This is a genomic window from Gilliamella sp. B3367 (genome assembly GCF_026536825.1).
GTDB lineage: Bacteria > Pseudomonadota > Gammaproteobacteria > Enterobacterales > Orbaceae > Gilliamella > Gilliamella apicola_E.
In genome coordinates, this window is sequence record NZ_JAFNNJ010000002.1 from 35,475 (window position 1) to 51,501 (window position 16,027).

Consider the following 16,027-nt stretch of genomic DNA (forward strand, 5'->3'; position numbering starts at 1 on the left):
TATGCTGATAACATCAATCCGAGATTATGTTCAATTACGAGGGCGAGCCAATTTGCTAGATGTGGCTCGTCACTTTCGTTTGCCTGAAAGCGCCGTTGAACCGATGCTTGATTTTTGGGTAAATAAAGGAGTCATTAAATTAGTAAATAATAATTTATTAACTTGTGCTGGTAAGCAGTGTTCTGCATGTATTAGTTGTAATTTAGTCGTTTATCCCAATTATGTTTGGGTTCAGTAATTTATCTTCTTTTAACAATCTTAATTAAATCAGGTTAACCAGCCTTAAATAGACTAAATGTATCAAATGTATTAATCTTTAACCTTTGATTAAACCCTGTCACTTTTTTAAAAATTTAACCGCTTATTTTTGCCTATTTTTGTTATCTTTTAAATAAAAAGGTCAATATATTTTTTATTCAATATCTTTTTTCGAGACTTACATCACAAAATTGAATTTATTTATACCTCAAAGTAACAAATGATATTAATATGAACGCATGTTCATTTTGGTGTGATGAAACACAAAATATAAAACATGAAGCTATTGGTGCAGATGATGCTTTATGTAAAGTGAGACAAAGCATTGTAGAATATTAAAACAGTATTTTAGGTTACATTGCTTAAATAAGGTCATGAAATACATACAGTATAATGCCGTGATAGATTATCCGCCGTGAAAAATAGTGATCACATTATGGCAATGGATGGAAAAGGGTTGAATTTGCTAAAAATTGATTCAACTGAGATAAAAATCATAATTTAAAAGTGGTCTATTTGCTGAAGAAGTAGAACGTTTTTTATTATGATGAGTTTTAAAGTAACGAGTTGTTGAATTACGCTTAAATTTAGCTTGCTTGAGCTTGCTAACTTTTAATTTTGCTTTGTTTTTATACTATTTTTGATAAAAATAGCCTGAACTGAAACGACTTTATCCTGTCGTTTTATTACTTAATAAATGTTATTATAATTATGTTTAAAAAACATGTAGTAGAGGAATTTGAAGTATGAGCCAATTAGATGAATTTAAAAAATTAACTGTCGTGGTTGCCGACACAGGTGATATTGATTCGATTAAACAGTTTTCTCCAGAAGATGCAACGACGAATCCATCGCTTGTGTTAAAAGCAGCTCAACTTCCTCAATATCGTTCTTTAATTGATTCAGCTGTTGATACTGCTAAAAAATTAGGTGGCAGTAAAGAACAACAATTAGTTAATGCTTGTGATCAAGTTGCGGTGAATATAGGCGCCGAAATTCTAAAAACAGTTCCAGGTCGAATTTCAACCGAAGTCGATGCTAGATTGTCGTTTGATAAACAGGGATGTATTGAAAAAGCTAGGAAAATTATCGATTTATATAAACAAAAAGGCATTGATAAATCGCGAATTCTAATCAAAATCGCTTCAACTTGGGAAGGAATTAAAGCAGCGGAAGTTTTAGAGAAAGAAGGTATTAACTGTAATTTAACTTTACTGTTTTCCTTTGCTCAAGCGCGAGCTTGTGCAGAAGTTAATGCATTTCTAATCTCACCATTTGTTGGACGTATTTATGACTGGTATCAAGCAAAGAAACCAATAGAACCTTATGTTGCCGATCAAGATCCGGGCGTAGTATCTGTTCGTAATATTTATAACTATTATAAACAGCATGGTTATAAAACAATTGTGATGGGAGCAAGTTTCCGTAAAGTTGATCAAATATTAGCGTTAGCGGGTTGTGATCGTTTGACCATTTCACCAAATTTATTAGCGGAAATGCAACAATCAAATTCGCCAGTAGAACGCAAATTGAATCCGAATCAAACAATTGTAGAGCGTCCATCGTTAATGACTGAAGCTGAGTTTAGATGGCAACATAATAGTGATGCAATGGCAGTTGAGAAATTAGCTGAAGGAATTCGAGCCTTTGCGGTCGATCAAGGTAAACTAGAAGATATGATCGGGGCACTGCTTTAATTATTAATAAAAGGGGAGATAGTTCCCCTTTTTAATTTTGTTACAAACCTGTTTTATTTGTCTGCTGATCGCAGACTATCAATGAATTATTAAATATTTTTTGGAGATCATTATCATGAATGCAACCACACTATCCCACCGCGAATTAGCAAATGCGATAAGAGCATTAAGTATGGATGGCGTGCAAAAGGCAAAATCAGGTCATCCAGGTGCACCAATGGGGATGGCTGATATGGCTGAAGTACTTTGGCGTGGATTTTTAAAACATAATCCAACCAATCCAAATTGGGCAGATCGTGACCGATTTGTGTTATCCAACGGTCATGCGTCAATGTTAATCTATAGCTTGTTACATTTGACTGGTTATAACGTAACGCTTGATGATTTAAAAAACTTTCGTCAATTAAATGCTAAAACAGCAGGTCACCCTGAATTTGGTCATGTTCCAGGTGTTGAAACCACAACAGGTCCACTTGGTCAAGGTATTGCTAATGCAGTGGGTATGGCAATAGCTGAAAGAACATTAGCTGCTCAATTTAATAAGTCTGGCCATACAATTGTTGACCACAATACTTATGTATTTATGGGTGATGGCTGTATGATGGAAGGGATCTCTCATGAAGTTTGTTCTTTAGCGGGAACCCTTAAATTAGGCAAACTTATCGCTTTTTACGATGATAATGGTATTTCAATCGATGGTGAAGTTGAAGGTTGGTTTACTGATGATACTGCTAAACGTTTTGAAGCTTATGGATGGCATGTGATTCGCGGTATTGATGGACATGATGCGAAAGCGTTAGCTGAAGCTATCGAACAAGCACAAGCTGTAACTGATAAACCATCATTATTAATGTGTAAAACTGTCATCGGTTTTGGTTCGCCTAATAAAGCCGGTAGCCATGAAAGTCACGGGGCTCCTCTTGGTGATGCTGAAATTGAAGCAACACGTAAAGCATTAGGTTGGTCTCATCCTGCATTTGAAATTCCAAAAGAATATTATGATGCATGGGATGCAAAAGCTAAAGGTAAACAACGTGAAGATGAATGGAATGCTCGTTTTGATGCCTATGCTAAAGCTTATCCTGATTTAGCGAAAGAATTTAAACGCCGTATGAATGGCGACTTACCAAGTAATTGGCAACAAACAGCCAAAGATTTTGTTAATAAATTACAAGCAAATCCAGCAACAATTGCAACTCGTAAAGCGTCACAAAATGCAATTGAAGCATTTGCTCCAGTATTAACTGAATTCTTAGGTGGTTCTGCTGACTTAGCGCCAAGTAATTTAACCATGTGGTCTGGTTCTAAAGAAATTTTAGCCAACCCTGCTGGTAACTATATTCATTATGGTGTGCGTGAGTTTGGTATGTCAGCAATTATGAATGGTATTTCTTTACATGGTGGCTTTATTCCTTATGGTGCAACCTTCTTGATGTTTATGGAATATGCTAGAAATGCAGTACGTATGGCAGCATTAATGAAGATTCGTTCTTTATTCGTTTATACTCATGACTCAATTGGATTGGGTGAAGACGGCCCAACACACCAACCAGTAGAACAAATGGCAAGCTTACGCGTGACACCAAATGTAAGTACTTGGCGTCCTTGTGACCAGGTTGAATCAGCCATTGCTTGGCAATATGCGGTTGAACGAAAAGATGGTCCAACTGCACTTATCTTCTCAAGACAAAATCTTAAACAACAAGAGCGTACAGCTGAGCAATTAGCTAATGTTTACCGTGGTGGTTATACCTTAAATGATTGTAGCGGTACGCCAGAACTTATCCTTATTGCAACAGGTTCAGAAGTTGAGCTAGCTGTTGAGGCTTATCACAAATTAACCGAAGCAGGTAGAAAAGTAAGAGTTGTTTCAATGCCATCAACTGATGCATTTGATAAGCAAGATCAAGCTTATAGAGAATCAGTATTACCATCTTCAGTAACAGCTCGCATCGCTATCGAAGCTGGTATTAGTGACTATTGGTTTAAATATGTCGGTTTAAACGGCAAAATCATTGGCATGACAACCTTCGGTGAATCAGGCCCAGCAGAACAACTATTTGCTAAGTTTGGTTTCACGGTTGAAAATGTTTTAAATCAAGCCAAAAGTCTATTGAAATAAATCATAGTTTCATTAACAAAATAAAACTTCGCTAATAACTTTAGCGAAGTTTTTTTATATTTCTATTTTATATTTTTTAGATCCCAATTCTTAAATCCCCCTTTATCTATTACTTTTGTCGCTAATAACTCCATAACCAATTTATAACATTCTTTTTATAACTTAATATTTTTTATAAGGTTAGATATTTTTCTCCCATCTTGGCACAATCAAAATACCACACATTGGACCCAAAACAATTATCACTTTATTTCAAGCTACTTTAGACTTTTTATTAACAAATATGTGGAGGATGACACATGTATTTAGATGAACGAAGTGCTATATTGCTGAAAGAGATTTTGTCTCATCTCAATATAACTAGCATGGATTTGCAGGCAAGATTGAATTTAACCAGAAGGCAAATTGATTATAGTTTCAATAAAATTAATAGCTGGTTAGAAAGGCAAACTTATCCAAAAATACACCGAAGTTCAAATGGTCAATTTGTTGTTGAACCTGATTTATTTCAATTAGTTTCAGATTTAAAACCTCAAGAAAAAGCGAAACAACGCTACATTCCTTCTGAAAAAGAACGCATTAATTTAATCATCTTAATGTTAGTTGCGAGTAATGAAAAACTATCACTCAATCATTTTATTTTTGGTTTATCAGTAAGTAAAAATACTGTTTTAAGTGATTTAAAACTAGCACAAAATACTTTAATTAAATATAAATTAGATATTTGTTATTTTCGAAAAAAAGGTTATCAAATTAAAGGTGATGAGTGGCGAATTCGTACTGCTTTTATTCATGCACTTGAACATATCATGGACAGTTTTTGCGGTGAATTAGCTGTTAGTGAATTCACTGGTATAAATACAGACACCATCAAAAAACATCGTCAAAGTTTAGAACAAGTTGAGGAACAATTAAAAATCCGCTTTATTGACAAAAAAATGCGGGTTTTACCTTACATATTAGAAACAATTTTTAGGCGAATTGAAAAAAATTGGATCATTACAGCTGATTTTTTAATAGATTATAAAGAATTATCAGATACACGAGAATATAACGCGACTGAAATCCTTATTGGTAATCGAAATAATATCCCTCAACCAGAAAGATTTTATATTACCCTTCAATTATTGATTTCGAACGTACTTTTAGAACAATTACAAACCTCTAAGCCAACTAATAAATATAAACAAGAATTACGTGATGCATTAGTCAAAATTATTAATGAATTCGAAAAAAATGCTGTCGTTGTTTTACAAAATAAAGAACTCTTATTGGAAAAGCTTTATGCACATATTAAGCCCGCCTATTATCGAATCAAATATAAATTAGCTTCTGATTATACGGACGCATTTGATGAAATTGATAGTGAGTTCAATATTATTCACTTTTTTGTAAAACAATCTTTAAAACCCTTAGAAGATGTTATTGGTAATAAGATTCCTGATAATGAAAGTATGCTGATAGCATTGTTTTTTGGTGGTCATTTAATCGAGATAAATGAGAATTTTAATTCTCCTATTAAAGCCGTTATTGTTTGTTCTGGTAGTTTATCCATTATTCGAATTATGGATAAGACATTGCGATCTATTTTTCCAGAAATCATGTTTTATCCGGCAATGTCTGCCCGTCAATTTGAGCAAACCAATGTAATTTATGATGTGGTTTTTACCACTATACCAATTTATACCTCTAAAACGATGTTCTTTATTAATCAAGTCATGAGCGAAAAAGAGCAATATGATTTGAGATGTCGAGTAATGCGCACTGTATATAACATTGAAAGCAATATTATCGGTGTAGAAGAACTGATGAAATTAATTGATAAATATACAATTATTCAAGAAAGAAAAAAATTAGAAAGAGCAATCGTCGAGTCATTAGCATCAACGTCAAATTTGCAGGAACCCCCAAAAGAAGCTCAAAAAAGTCTTGCCGAGCTTTTAACATTAACACATATCACCAAAACCGATAGTGTTGAAACTTGGCACGATTCAATCCGTTTAGCTGCACAACCATTATTAAATGAAAATTTAATTTCGCAAACTTATGTAGATGCAATGATTTCTCGATATCCAGAAATCAGTGAAAGTATTGTTCTTCGACTAGCAATAGCTATTCCTCATGCTGAAATTGAAAAAGGTGCAAATCAACTCTGTATGAGTCTTTTACATATTAAACACGGTATTTATACAGAAAAACTAGGAAAACTGCATTTTGTCGTAGTTATTGCTGCGACAGATAGACGGTCACATTTTACAGCATTACTGCAATTAATGGAGTTAGCTAATGATCGTTCAATATTAAATAAACTGCATGATACCACTACTTCCGAACAGCTGTACCAAGAAATACAAATGTTTGTATCTCAAAATGATTTCAAATTAAAACAACAAATTATATTACAGGAGAATTAATTTCTATGTATTTAATCGATTTCTTAAAAGAAAAAATGATCTGGTTGGATAACCGGTGTCGTAACACGATTGAACTTTTTCAAATGGTCTCTGATCAAGCTTTACAACTTGATTTAGTTACAACCTCTTTCTTATCTAAGATTAATGAACGAGAAAGTTGTTTTCCAACTGGAATTCAACTTAATGGTTACGGTATTGCAATTCCACATACCGATCCAGATTGCATTAAAGAGCAATTCATCGGAATTATTATTCCACAAAAAACTATCTCGTTTAAGTCAATGGAGAATGAAAAGCAGGTGGTAAATGTCGATCTTATTTTCATTCTTGGTTTAAACCAACCTCATTGTCAATTAACTGTTTTACAACAAATTATGAGAGTAATACAAAATAAAAATCATGTTAATCAATTAGTTAAAGCGAAAAATTATAATGAAATAATTCAAATATTTCAGAATATTTCATTGGAAGATAAATAATATCATTAGGAGAGTTAATCATGAGCAAACTTAAAATATTAGTCGCATGCGGCGCAGGAATTGCAACTTCAACTGTTGTAACAGATAGAGTTGAACGTTTAATCAAAGAGCATCAAATTGATGCAGAAGTAAAACAAATAAAAATTGCAGAAGCTGCTTCACAGCAACATCAAGCAGATCTTATTGTTTCTACCACTATTTTACCAACCACGTATCAAATCCCTGCCATCATTGCTACAGCATATATCAGTGGTATTAACGAGGAGGCATTAGATGAAGAAATATTGTCTTATTTAAAATAAAAAAATTGAGTATCTAGGTAAGTCAATTTACCTAAAAGTTAAATATTACTGAGCAAGGAATAGAAAATGGATACATTATTAGCTAGCGTGCAATATGTACTTGGTTTAGGCCCTACTGTTATTTTACCAATTGCTATATTTATTATCGCTATTATTTTTAAAGTCCCTGTGGGTCGAGCTATTCGTTCGGCAATTATCATTGGTATTGGTTTTGTTGGCATCAATCTTGTCATTGGTTTACTTTCACAAAGTTTAGGACCAGCAGCCCAGCAAATGGTTGAACGATTCGGTTTAAGTTTAACGATTATTGATGTTGGTTGGCCAGGTGCTGCAGCCGGTTCTTGGGCATCTCCTGTTGCGGCTATTTTAATTCCTATCTGTTTAGTCGCAAATCTTATCTTAATTTTCTTCAAAATGACAAAAACTTTAGATGTTGATATCTGGAATTATTGGCATTTCATAGCAGCTGGTGCAACAGGTTTTATTGTCACAGGTGGAAACTGGTGGTTTGCGATTTTATGTGCACTTATTTATGAAGTGTTATGTCTATGGATGGCTGATAAAACCCAAAATCTGGTTGAAAATTTCTATGGTCTTAAAGGGGTCTCATTACCAACGGGATCAACTGCAGCGTTTGGTTTTGTCGGGATACCAATTGGTTGGGTAATTGGAAAAATTCCTGTTATTAAGGATTTACATGTAGATCCAGAAACAATTCAAAAACGATTTGGTATTTTTGGTGAACCAATGATTATGGGGTTGATATTGGGGATTGTCATTGGTTTGCTAGCTGGTTATGAAATTGGTGAAACATTTAAACTAGGTGTTTCTATGGGAGCTGTAATGTTATTAATGCCACGGATGGTAAAAATTCTTATGGAAGGTTTAATTCCAATTTCAGAAGCAGCCCGTGACTACATGAAATCACGATTTAAAGGACGTGAACTTTATATAGGTTTAGACGCAGCATTATCAATCGGACATCCAGCTAACATTTCAACTGGTTTATTGCTTGTTCCAATAACACTTTTTTTAGCGATTGTTATTCCTGGTAATAAAGTTTTGCCATTCGGTGATTTAGCTACTATTCCATTTTATGTCTCATTTGTTGTCGCATCTCGTAACGGTAACATTCTGCACTCCGTTCTTAGTGGTACGGTTGTTATTGCTTTAGCGTTACTGATGGCGACTGATTTTGGTGCAGTACATACAGCAATGTTAGATGGTGTTTATAAATTCCCTGAAGGTGCAAGTGAGCTTAGCACTTTAGATATGGGAGGCAACTTTTTTAACTGGATTATTCTTAAATTCTCTCAATTGTGGGAAGCGTTTTTTAATTAATTGTTAATGAGTATTTATATTTTAATTAAATGTTGGAATTAAGTGGTAAGGAAAAAATATGAAAGCAGCGGTTCTTTATCAAAACAAGATTATCAATACAGAAGATGTTAATCCTAAATTATGTGGTGCTGATGATGTTAGAGTCAAGGTTATGGCAGCTGGCATTTGTGGATCTGATATTCATAAGATGCAAACTCAATGGAAGTATCCATTACCAGCAGTAATGGGACATGAGTTTTCTGGTGTTATTACTGAGATTGGTGGAAATGTTAAATCATTATCAATTGGGCAAAGAGTAGCAGGTATCCCATTTTTACCATGCTATGAATGCTTCAATTGTAAAACAGGTAAGTATTCTCTTTGTGAACATTATCAAATGTTAGGTTCTCATTTCTTTGGAGCTTTTGCTGAAAATGTTGTTTTAAATGCAAATAATGTTGTTCCTATTGATGATCTTGATTTTGAAGAAGCGGCAATGCTGGAACCGCTTGCTATTGCACTTCATGCAACGTTAGGTATTCAACCTCAATTAGGTGATACCGCTGTAATTTTTGGTATGGGCGTTATAGGTATGTTAACTGCTCAATGTTTGATAACAAATGGTGTAACAACTGTTATTGCTGTTGATATTAGTGATAAAAAATTATCTTTTGCAAAGAGTTTAGGTTGTCACTATACCCTTAATTCGATTAAAGAAGATTTAAAAGGAAGGATTAATGAGATTACTCACGGTATTGGTGCTGATATTGTAATGGAATGCGCAGGATCAAGAGTGACACAAGAACAGTGTTTATTAGTGAGTAGAAAAGGTGGAAAAATTGGTTATGTTGGTATTGCTTATTCTGATGTGTTATTGCATGAAGAAGCATTTGAAAATATCTTTCGTCGTGAATTGATTCTTAAGGGATTTTGGAACTCATATTCAGCACCCTTTCCAGGTAAGGCATGGACGACAGCCATTGAACTTATTCGACAACAACGTATTAAGTTGAAACCTCTCATATCCCATCGTTATCCACTAGCGGAAACTAAAGAAGCATTTGACATGATTTTATCTGGTCAACATGACTATAACAAAGTTCTCATTTTGCCTTATATGGAGAAATAATATTATGAAAGCATTAGTAAAAACAGCTTCAGGTTATGATCAAATGGAATTAAGAGATATTGACGAACCTGAAGTATATGGAGATAGAGTAAAAATTAAAGTCGCTTATACTGGTATTTGTGGCTCAGATATTCATACATTTAAAGGTGAATATAATAACCCTAAAACACCCGTCGTATTAGGACATGAATTTTCTGGTGAAGTTGTAGCTGTTGGTCCTGATGTTAAAAGTATTAAAGTAGGGGATCGTGTTACGAGTGAAACAACTTATGAGACTTGTGGTACTTGTCCTTATTGCCTAAAAAAAGACTATAACTTATGTGGAAATCGTAAAGGTATTGGTACTCAAATTAACGGTAGTATGGCTGAATTTGTTTTGTCACGTGAAGAAAGTTGCCATGTACTTCATGACAATATTAGCTATAAATCAGCAGCACTTACTGAACCTTTAGCATGTTGTGTTCACGCAGCTTTAGAAAAAACAACTATATCACCAACAGATATTGTCCTTATTTTTGGTCCCGGTCCTATCGGCTTGCTTCTTGCTCAAGTCGTTAAATCACAAGGTGCAACAGTCATTCTGGCAGGTATTACTCGAGATCAACCCCGTTTAGAGCTAGCCGTTGAACTTGGCGTTGATCACATTATCGATCTACAAAAAGAAGATTTAACAAAATTTGTTTTATCAATAACCAATAATATCGGTGTTGATCGCATTTTTGATTGTTCTGGTGTGATTTCAGCTGTAAATCAAGGTTTACCTTTAATTCGTAAAAAAGGCGACTTTGTTCAAGTTGGACTATTTGCTAAGAAAAATAATGAATTAGATGAAGAGTCTATCATTCAACGTGAAATTAATTATATTGGTTCACGTTCTCAAAAACCTAGTTCATGGATTACCTCATTAGATTTATTAGCAAAACATAAAATTAATACTGAAAAGATGATCACTAAGATTTATGACCTTCGTGACTGGCGAAAAGGATTTGAAAAAGTAATGGAAGGTACTGAAATAAAGGTATTAATAAAATCATAATTCAACGTATTGATAATGTGTGCCTTTTTTTTAAATTGATAACACACCTACTTTTAAATATTAAAAGTAGGTGCTTCAAATAACTTTCAGGTAGTTATGAGGTAATAATATGAAAATTGCAATTGGTTGTGATCATGGTGGAAAAAATTTAAAAGATACCATAATCAATCATTTAACAAACAATGGATATGAAATTATTGATGTCGGTTGTGATAGTTTTGAAAGTGTTGATTTTCCAATTTATGCGAAAAATGTAGCTGAGTTGATTGTAAGTAAAAAAGCTGATCTGGGTATTTTATGTTGTGGCACAGGTATTGGTATGTCGATTGCAGCAAATAAAATAAAAGGAATTCGAGCATCAGTGGTTTCTGACTGTTTTTCTGCTAAAGCAACTAGAGAACATAATGATAGCAATGTGCTTTGTTTAGGTGAACGTGTTTTAGGTATTGGTTTAGCTCTCAATATTGTTGATATTTGGTTAACAAGCGAGTTTGCAAAGGGTCGACATAAAAAACGAGTTGATATGGTTATTGAACTCGAAAAAAAGTGAGGTTGTTATGAAACAGATTGCAGCTTCTATAATGTGTGCCGATCAACTTAACTTAAAGCACGAGCTATCACAACTTGAACATGCCAAGGTTGATTTATTACATTGTGATGTAATGGATGGTGTTTATGTTAAAAATCTTGCTTTAGGACCAGAATATCTTGCTAGAGTAAAATCAGCCACTACGATCCCATTAGATATTCATCTAGCGACAGTTTCTCCGTTAAAATATGCCCAACTGTTTGCATCGATTCAACCAATGTATATCTCTTTCCATATAGAGACTTGTGATGACGTATTTTCCATAATTGATTATTTACGTGATCAAAATATCCGTCCTTCTATCGCGATTAATCCATTATCACCAATTTCATTATTAGAACCCTATTTATCTCATATCGATATGATTTTATTAATGACAGTTAATCCTGGGTTTGCAGGACAAAAAATTCAGCTAAGTACTATAGATAAAATTGTTCAGCTAAAAATGAGATTACAAGAGTTAGAAAATCCTCCACTAATTGAAGTGGACGGTAATATTAATCTACAAACTATTAAGTTAATGGAAAATAGTATGCCTGATGTTTTTGTCTTAGGAACTTCCGCACTTTTTAATCAAAAAAATAATAATAATTACACAAAGCAGATTATGCAAATTAGAAAGCAAATAGAATTAAAAAATCAATAATAAGGAGTTAGTCATGTTAAAAAAAGATTTAGAACAAACGATAGTCAATACAGTTAGAACACTATCAATTGATATGATTGAAAAAGCAAATTCAGGTCATCCAGGAATGCCAATGGGGGCAGCACCAATGGCTTATTCACTATTTTCTAATCATTTAAAATTTAATCCAAATAATCCTAATTGGTTCAATCGTGACCGTTTTGTTTTATCAGCTGGTCATGGTTCAGCATTACTGTACAGTCTATTGCATCTTTTTGGTTATGACGTGACATTAGATGATTTGAAGTCATTTAGACAACATAATAGTCGAACTCCTGGTCATCCTGAATTTGGATGGACCCCGGGTGTTGATGCTACTTCAGGTCCACTAGGTCAAGGTATAGCAATGGCAGTTGGTATGGCTCTTGCTGAAAGTCATCTAGCTGCTCAGTACAATAAACCAGATAATCAGATTGTTGATCACTATACTTATGCAATTTGTGGTGATGGCGATTTGATGGAAGGGGTATCTGCAGAAGCAGCATCTTTAGCGGGACACCTATCATTAGGTAAATTAATTGTACTATATGATTCAAACAATATCTGTTTAGATGGTGATTTGAATATTACTTTCAGTGAAAGCGTAGCAAAACGTTTTGAATCTTATAATTGGCAAGTTTTAACGGTATCTGATGGTAATAATTTATCACAAATAAATTCAGCTTTAACAGAAGCTAAGATATCTTCTCAACCAACATTAATTGAAGTCAAGACGACAATTGGTTACGGCGCGCCAAATAAAAGTAATAGTTCAGCTTGTCATGGCTCACCTTTAGGTGAAAAAGAAGCTCTTGCTACTAAACAATTTTATCAATGTAAAAATGTTGAACCTTTCTATATTCCAAAAGAAGTAAAACAACATTTAAAAAAATATTCTAAATTAGGTGATCAAAATAATATAGATTGGAATAAGCAGTATGAAAAATATTGTCAATCTTATCCTGATGAAGGAAAACAACTTGGGCGAGTTATTGCGGGTCATTTACCATCTAATTGGAAAAAAAATTTCCCAGAATTCAATGAAGTTAAACCAATAGCTACTCGTTCTGCTTCAGGTAAAATGATTAATGCAATTTCAGATGTATTACCTGAGTTTTTTGGTGGTTCAGCAGATTTAGGTTGTTCTAATAAAACCTTTATTGATTCAAGTGATGCATATAGTAAAAAATTTCCTGCTAATAAAAATATTTGGTTCGGTGTTCGTGAATTTGCCATGGGTAGTATATTAAACGGAATGGCTTTACATCGAGGTTTACGATCTTTCGGCGCAACTTTTTTTGTTTTTTCTGATTATTTACGGCCAGCAATTAGAATGGCGGCATTAATGAACCTTCCTGTTACGTATGTATTTACTCATGATAGTGTTGCCGTTGGAGAAGATGGCCCAACACATGAACCTATTGAGCATTTAGCTTCATTAAGAGCTATGCCGAATTTAACAGTTATTCGTCCTGCTGATGCTAAAGAAACAAGAGCTGCATGGGAAATAGCAATTGAAAATCAAAATGGACCTATTGCTTTAGTGCTATCAAGGCAAGACTTACCTATTTTAGCTAATTCACAGCAAGATGTAACTAAAGGTGTTAAAAAAGGTGCTTATATTGTATCTCCTGCTGTTGAACAAACTCCTGATATTATTTTGATAGCAACAGGTTCTGAAGTTTCGTTAGCGATTGAGGCTCAAAGTAAATTACGTGAAAAAAATATTGATGCATCAGTTGTTAGTTTATCAAGTTGGGAAATTTTTGCTAAAACAGCTAAAAGTTATCAAGAATCAATTCTTCCAAGTAATGTTAAAGCCCGCTTAGCCATTGAGGCTGGATGTTCATTTGGTTGGTCTCATTTTGTTGGTGAAGATGGCTACATGATAGGTATAGATCATTTTGGTGATTCTGCACCTGCAAAAGATCTGTTTAAAGCTTATGGGTTTACGGTCGAGAATATCATCCATCATGCCCAACGATTAGTAAAAAAATAGGAGACTAAAATGGTTTATATTGCACCTTCTTTGCTTGCAGCTAATTATATGCGATTGGAAGAAGAAATTCATAGTGTAGAACAATCTGGTGCTGATTATTTGCATCTAGACATCATGGATGGCCATTTTGTTCCTAATTTGTCATTTGGGTATGACATGCTTGCTCAAATTAAAAAAATAACCTCGTTGCCAATTGATGTTCACTTAATGTTAAGTCAGCCAGAATATTATATAGAAAAGTTTGTGCAAGCAGGCGCTGATATTATTTCAGTGCATGTTGAATCATCACCACATATCCATCGATTGATTCAACAGATTAAACAATGTGGTTGTTTAGCGGGAGTGGTATTGACTCCCGGAACGCCAGCTCATCGTTTAGATACTGTTTTGAGTGAAGTTGATCTTGTTTTACAAATGACTGTAAATCCTGGATTTGGTGGTCAGTCGTTTATTAACGATACGCTAATCAATATTCAATACTTAGCTGAATGGAAAAAAGCGCATAACCTCAACTATTTAATTGAAGTTGATGGCGGAATTAATATTGAAACTGCTCAAATATGTAAGGCAGCTGGTGCGAATATATTAGTTGCAGGTACCACATTCTTCAAAAGTAACGATAGAGCAAACATAGTTAATCGCCTAAGAGCGATATAGGATATATTTTTAAGGGGTATTTTATGAGCCAATTAGATGAATTTAAAAAATTAACTGTCGTGGTTGCCGATACAGGTGATATTGATTCGATTAAACAGTTTTCTCCAGAAGATGCAACGACTAATCCATCGCTTGTGTTAAAAGCAGCTCAACTTCCTCAATATCGTTCTTTAATTGATTCAGCTGTTGATACTGCTAAAAAACTAGGTGGCAGTAAAGAACAACAATTAATTAATGCTTGTGATCAAGTTGCGGTGAATATAGGCGCCGAAATTCTAAAAACAGTTCCAGGTCGAATTTCAACCGAAGTCGATGCTAGATTGTCGTTTGATAAACAGGGATGTATTGAAAAAGCTCGGAAAATTATCGATTTATATAAACAAAAAGGCATTGATAAATCGCGAATTCTAATCAAAATCGCTTCAACTTGGGAAGGAATTAAAGCAGCGGAAGTTTTAGAGAAAGAAGGTATTAACTGTAATTTAACTTTACTATTTTCCTTTGCTCAAGCGCGAGCTTGTGCAGAAGTTAATGCATTTCTAATCTCACCATTTGTTGGACGTATTTATGACTGGTATCAAGCAAAGAAACCAATAGAACCTTATGTTGCCGATCAAGATCCGGGCGTAGTATCTGTTCGTAATATTTATAACTATTATAAACAGCATGGTTATAAAACAATTGTGATGGGAGCAAGTTTCCGTAAAGTTGATCAAATATTAGCGTTAGCGGGTTGTGATCGTTTGACCATTTCACCAAATTTATTAGCGGAAATGCAACAATCAAATGCGCCAGTAGAACGCAAATTGAATCCGAATCAAACAATTGTAGAGCGTCCATCGTTAATGACTGAAGCTGAGTTTAGATGGCAACATAATAGTGATGCAATGGCAGTTGAGAAATTAGCTGAAGGCATTCGAGCCTTTGCGGTCGATCAAGGTAAACTTGAAGATATGATCGGGGCACTGCTTTAATTATTAATAAAAGGGGAGATAGTTCCCCTTTTTATTTAAGCTATCTTTATAGCGAATTTTTCTGAATTTAATACTTCTAATGATAACTCGCCTAAATCAATATATCTTAATTCATTGTTGATAATTAAACTAATTAATAGAAATCGATGATCATGTTTAAATGGGGTTTCAAATCTTTTGTATGTAAATGTTATAGAGAAGTTAAATTTAGTCATCTATATCGACATATGAGAATATCTCAAAAGGTAGAATCATTGTATCGTTTTTATTTAATATAATTAAACTCATTACAAATTATGGTTATAGGAATAATTTGTTTATTTAAATTGATTATGCTTATTTTTTAATTAAGTTTGTTGTGGTGAATTTAACGATGTTAGTGATTAA

General features: G+C 33.9%; 14 protein-coding genes. All 14 read left to right on the forward strand.

The window, feature by feature from the left end; translation table 11 throughout:
• Window position 1: 1 nt before the first annotated feature.
• The 14 genes from J3U23_RS03040 to tal (J3U23_RS03105) all read left to right on the forward strand — a co-directional run bounded on the left by J3U23_RS03040 (window position 2) and on the right by tal (J3U23_RS03105) (window position 15,640).
• Entirely contained in the window at window positions 2-238 is a 237-nt protein-coding gene (locus J3U23_RS03040; RefSeq protein WP_267338413.1) for a FeoC-like transcriptional regulator, read from the forward strand.
• A 766-nt stretch (window positions 239-1,004) separates the two neighbouring features.
• Entirely contained in the window at window positions 1,005-1,955 is a 951-nt protein-coding gene (gene tal / locus J3U23_RS03045) for a transaldolase (protein WP_267338414.1), read from the forward strand.
• A 115-nt stretch (window positions 1,956-2,070) separates the two neighbouring features.
• Window positions 2,071-4,077 carry a transketolase gene (gene tkt / locus J3U23_RS03050; RefSeq protein ID WP_267338415.1) on the forward strand — a complete coding sequence of 669 codons (2,007 nt, stop codon included), beginning with the start codon at window positions 2,071-2,073 and terminating at the stop codon, window positions 4,075-4,077.
• Window positions 4,078-4,376: 299 nt separating this feature from the next.
• Entirely contained in the window at window positions 4,377-6,491 is a 2,115-nt protein-coding gene (locus J3U23_RS03055; protein WP_065734509.1) for a BglG family transcription antiterminator, read from the forward strand.
• Between the two features lie 5 nt (window positions 6,492-6,496).
• Window positions 6,497-6,970: a PTS sugar transporter subunit IIA gene (locus J3U23_RS03060; protein WP_267330931.1), complete on the forward strand. Its 474-nt coding sequence runs from the start codon at window positions 6,497-6,499 to the stop codon at window positions 6,968-6,970.
• Window positions 6,971-6,990: 20 nt separating this feature from the next.
• On the forward strand, window positions 6,991-7,272 hold the full coding sequence (locus J3U23_RS03065; protein WP_065734507.1) for a PTS sugar transporter subunit IIB: 282 nt from the start codon (window positions 6,991-6,993) through the stop codon (window positions 7,270-7,272).
• A gap of 66 nt (window positions 7,273-7,338) precedes the next feature.
• Window positions 7,339-8,613, forward strand: coding sequence for a PTS galactitol transporter subunit IIC (locus J3U23_RS03070; RefSeq protein ID WP_065734506.1), 1,275 nt, complete (start codon window positions 7,339-7,341; stop codon window positions 8,611-8,613).
• 58 nt (window positions 8,614-8,671) lie between these two features.
• On the forward strand, window positions 8,672-9,721 hold the full coding sequence (locus J3U23_RS03075) for a galactitol-1-phosphate 5-dehydrogenase (protein WP_267338417.1): 1,050 nt from the start codon (window positions 8,672-8,674) through the stop codon (window positions 9,719-9,721).
• A 4-nt stretch (window positions 9,722-9,725) separates the two neighbouring features.
• Window positions 9,726-10,757, forward strand: a complete 1,032-nt coding sequence (locus tag J3U23_RS03080) for a zinc-binding dehydrogenase (protein WP_065734504.1) — start codon at window positions 9,726-9,728, stop codon at window positions 10,755-10,757.
• A 109-nt stretch (window positions 10,758-10,866) separates the two neighbouring features.
• Window positions 10,867-11,307 carry a ribose 5-phosphate isomerase B gene (gene rpiB, locus J3U23_RS03085; protein ID WP_267338418.1) on the forward strand — a complete coding sequence of 147 codons (441 nt, stop codon included), beginning with the start codon at window positions 10,867-10,869 and terminating at the stop codon, window positions 11,305-11,307.
• Window positions 11,308-11,314: 7 nt separating this feature from the next.
• Window positions 11,315-11,992, forward strand: coding sequence for a ribulose-phosphate 3-epimerase (locus J3U23_RS03090; protein ID WP_267338419.1), 678 nt, complete (start codon window positions 11,315-11,317; stop codon window positions 11,990-11,992).
• Between the two features lie 13 nt (window positions 11,993-12,005).
• Window positions 12,006-14,009, forward strand: coding sequence for a transketolase (gene tkt / locus J3U23_RS03095; protein ID WP_267338420.1), 2,004 nt, complete (start codon window positions 12,006-12,008; stop codon window positions 14,007-14,009).
• A 9-nt stretch (window positions 14,010-14,018) separates the two neighbouring features.
• Window positions 14,019-14,666, forward strand: a complete 648-nt coding sequence (gene rpe, locus J3U23_RS03100) for a ribulose-phosphate 3-epimerase (RefSeq protein WP_267330933.1) — start codon at window positions 14,019-14,021, stop codon at window positions 14,664-14,666.
• Between the two features lie 23 nt (window positions 14,667-14,689).
• Complete coding sequence (gene tal / locus J3U23_RS03105) at window positions 14,690-15,640, forward strand: transaldolase (protein WP_267338422.1); 951 nt, start codon at window positions 14,690-14,692, stop codon at window positions 15,638-15,640.
• The last annotated feature ends 387 nt before the right edge of the window (window positions 15,641-16,027 follow it).

What these genes read in the sequence shown, in the direction of transcription:
- tal (WP_267338422.1), top strand. Translation starts at nt 14,690, where the DNA reads ATGAGCCAATTAGATGAATTTAAAAAATTAACTGTCGTGGTTGCCGAT.
- J3U23_RS03055 (WP_065734509.1), top strand. Translation starts at nt 4,377, where the DNA reads ATGTATTTAGATGAACGAAGTGCTATATTGCTGAAAGAGATTTTGTCT.
- tal (WP_267338414.1), top strand. Translation starts at nt 1,005, where the DNA reads ATGAGCCAATTAGATGAATTTAAAAAATTAACTGTCGTGGTTGCCGAC.
- rpe (WP_267330933.1), top strand. Translation starts at nt 14,019, where the DNA reads ATGGTTTATATTGCACCTTCTTTGCTTGCAGCTAATTATATGCGATTG.
- J3U23_RS03060 (WP_267330931.1), top strand. Translation starts at nt 6,497, where the DNA reads ATGTATTTAATCGATTTCTTAAAAGAAAAAATGATCTGGTTGGATAAC.
- tkt (WP_267338415.1), top strand. Translation starts at nt 2,071, where the DNA reads ATGAATGCAACCACACTATCCCACCGCGAATTAGCAAATGCGATAAGA.
- tkt (WP_267338420.1), top strand. Translation starts at nt 12,006, where the DNA reads ATGTTAAAAAAAGATTTAGAACAAACGATAGTCAATACAGTTAGAACA.
- rpiB (WP_267338418.1), top strand. Translation starts at nt 10,867, where the DNA reads ATGAAAATTGCAATTGGTTGTGATCATGGTGGAAAAAATTTAAAAGAT.
- J3U23_RS03070 (WP_065734506.1), top strand. Translation starts at nt 7,339, where the DNA reads ATGGATACATTATTAGCTAGCGTGCAATATGTACTTGGTTTAGGCCCT.
- J3U23_RS03080 (WP_065734504.1), top strand. Translation starts at nt 9,726, where the DNA reads ATGAAAGCATTAGTAAAAACAGCTTCAGGTTATGATCAAATGGAATTA.
- J3U23_RS03075 (WP_267338417.1), top strand. Translation starts at nt 8,672, where the DNA reads ATGAAAGCAGCGGTTCTTTATCAAAACAAGATTATCAATACAGAAGAT.
- J3U23_RS03065 (WP_065734507.1), top strand. Translation starts at nt 6,991, where the DNA reads ATGAGCAAACTTAAAATATTAGTCGCATGCGGCGCAGGAATTGCAACT.
- J3U23_RS03040 (WP_267338413.1), top strand. Translation starts at nt 2, where the DNA reads ATGCTGATAACATCAATCCGAGATTATGTTCAATTACGAGGGCGAGCC.
- J3U23_RS03090 (WP_267338419.1), top strand. Translation starts at nt 11,315, where the DNA reads ATGAAACAGATTGCAGCTTCTATAATGTGTGCCGATCAACTTAACTTA.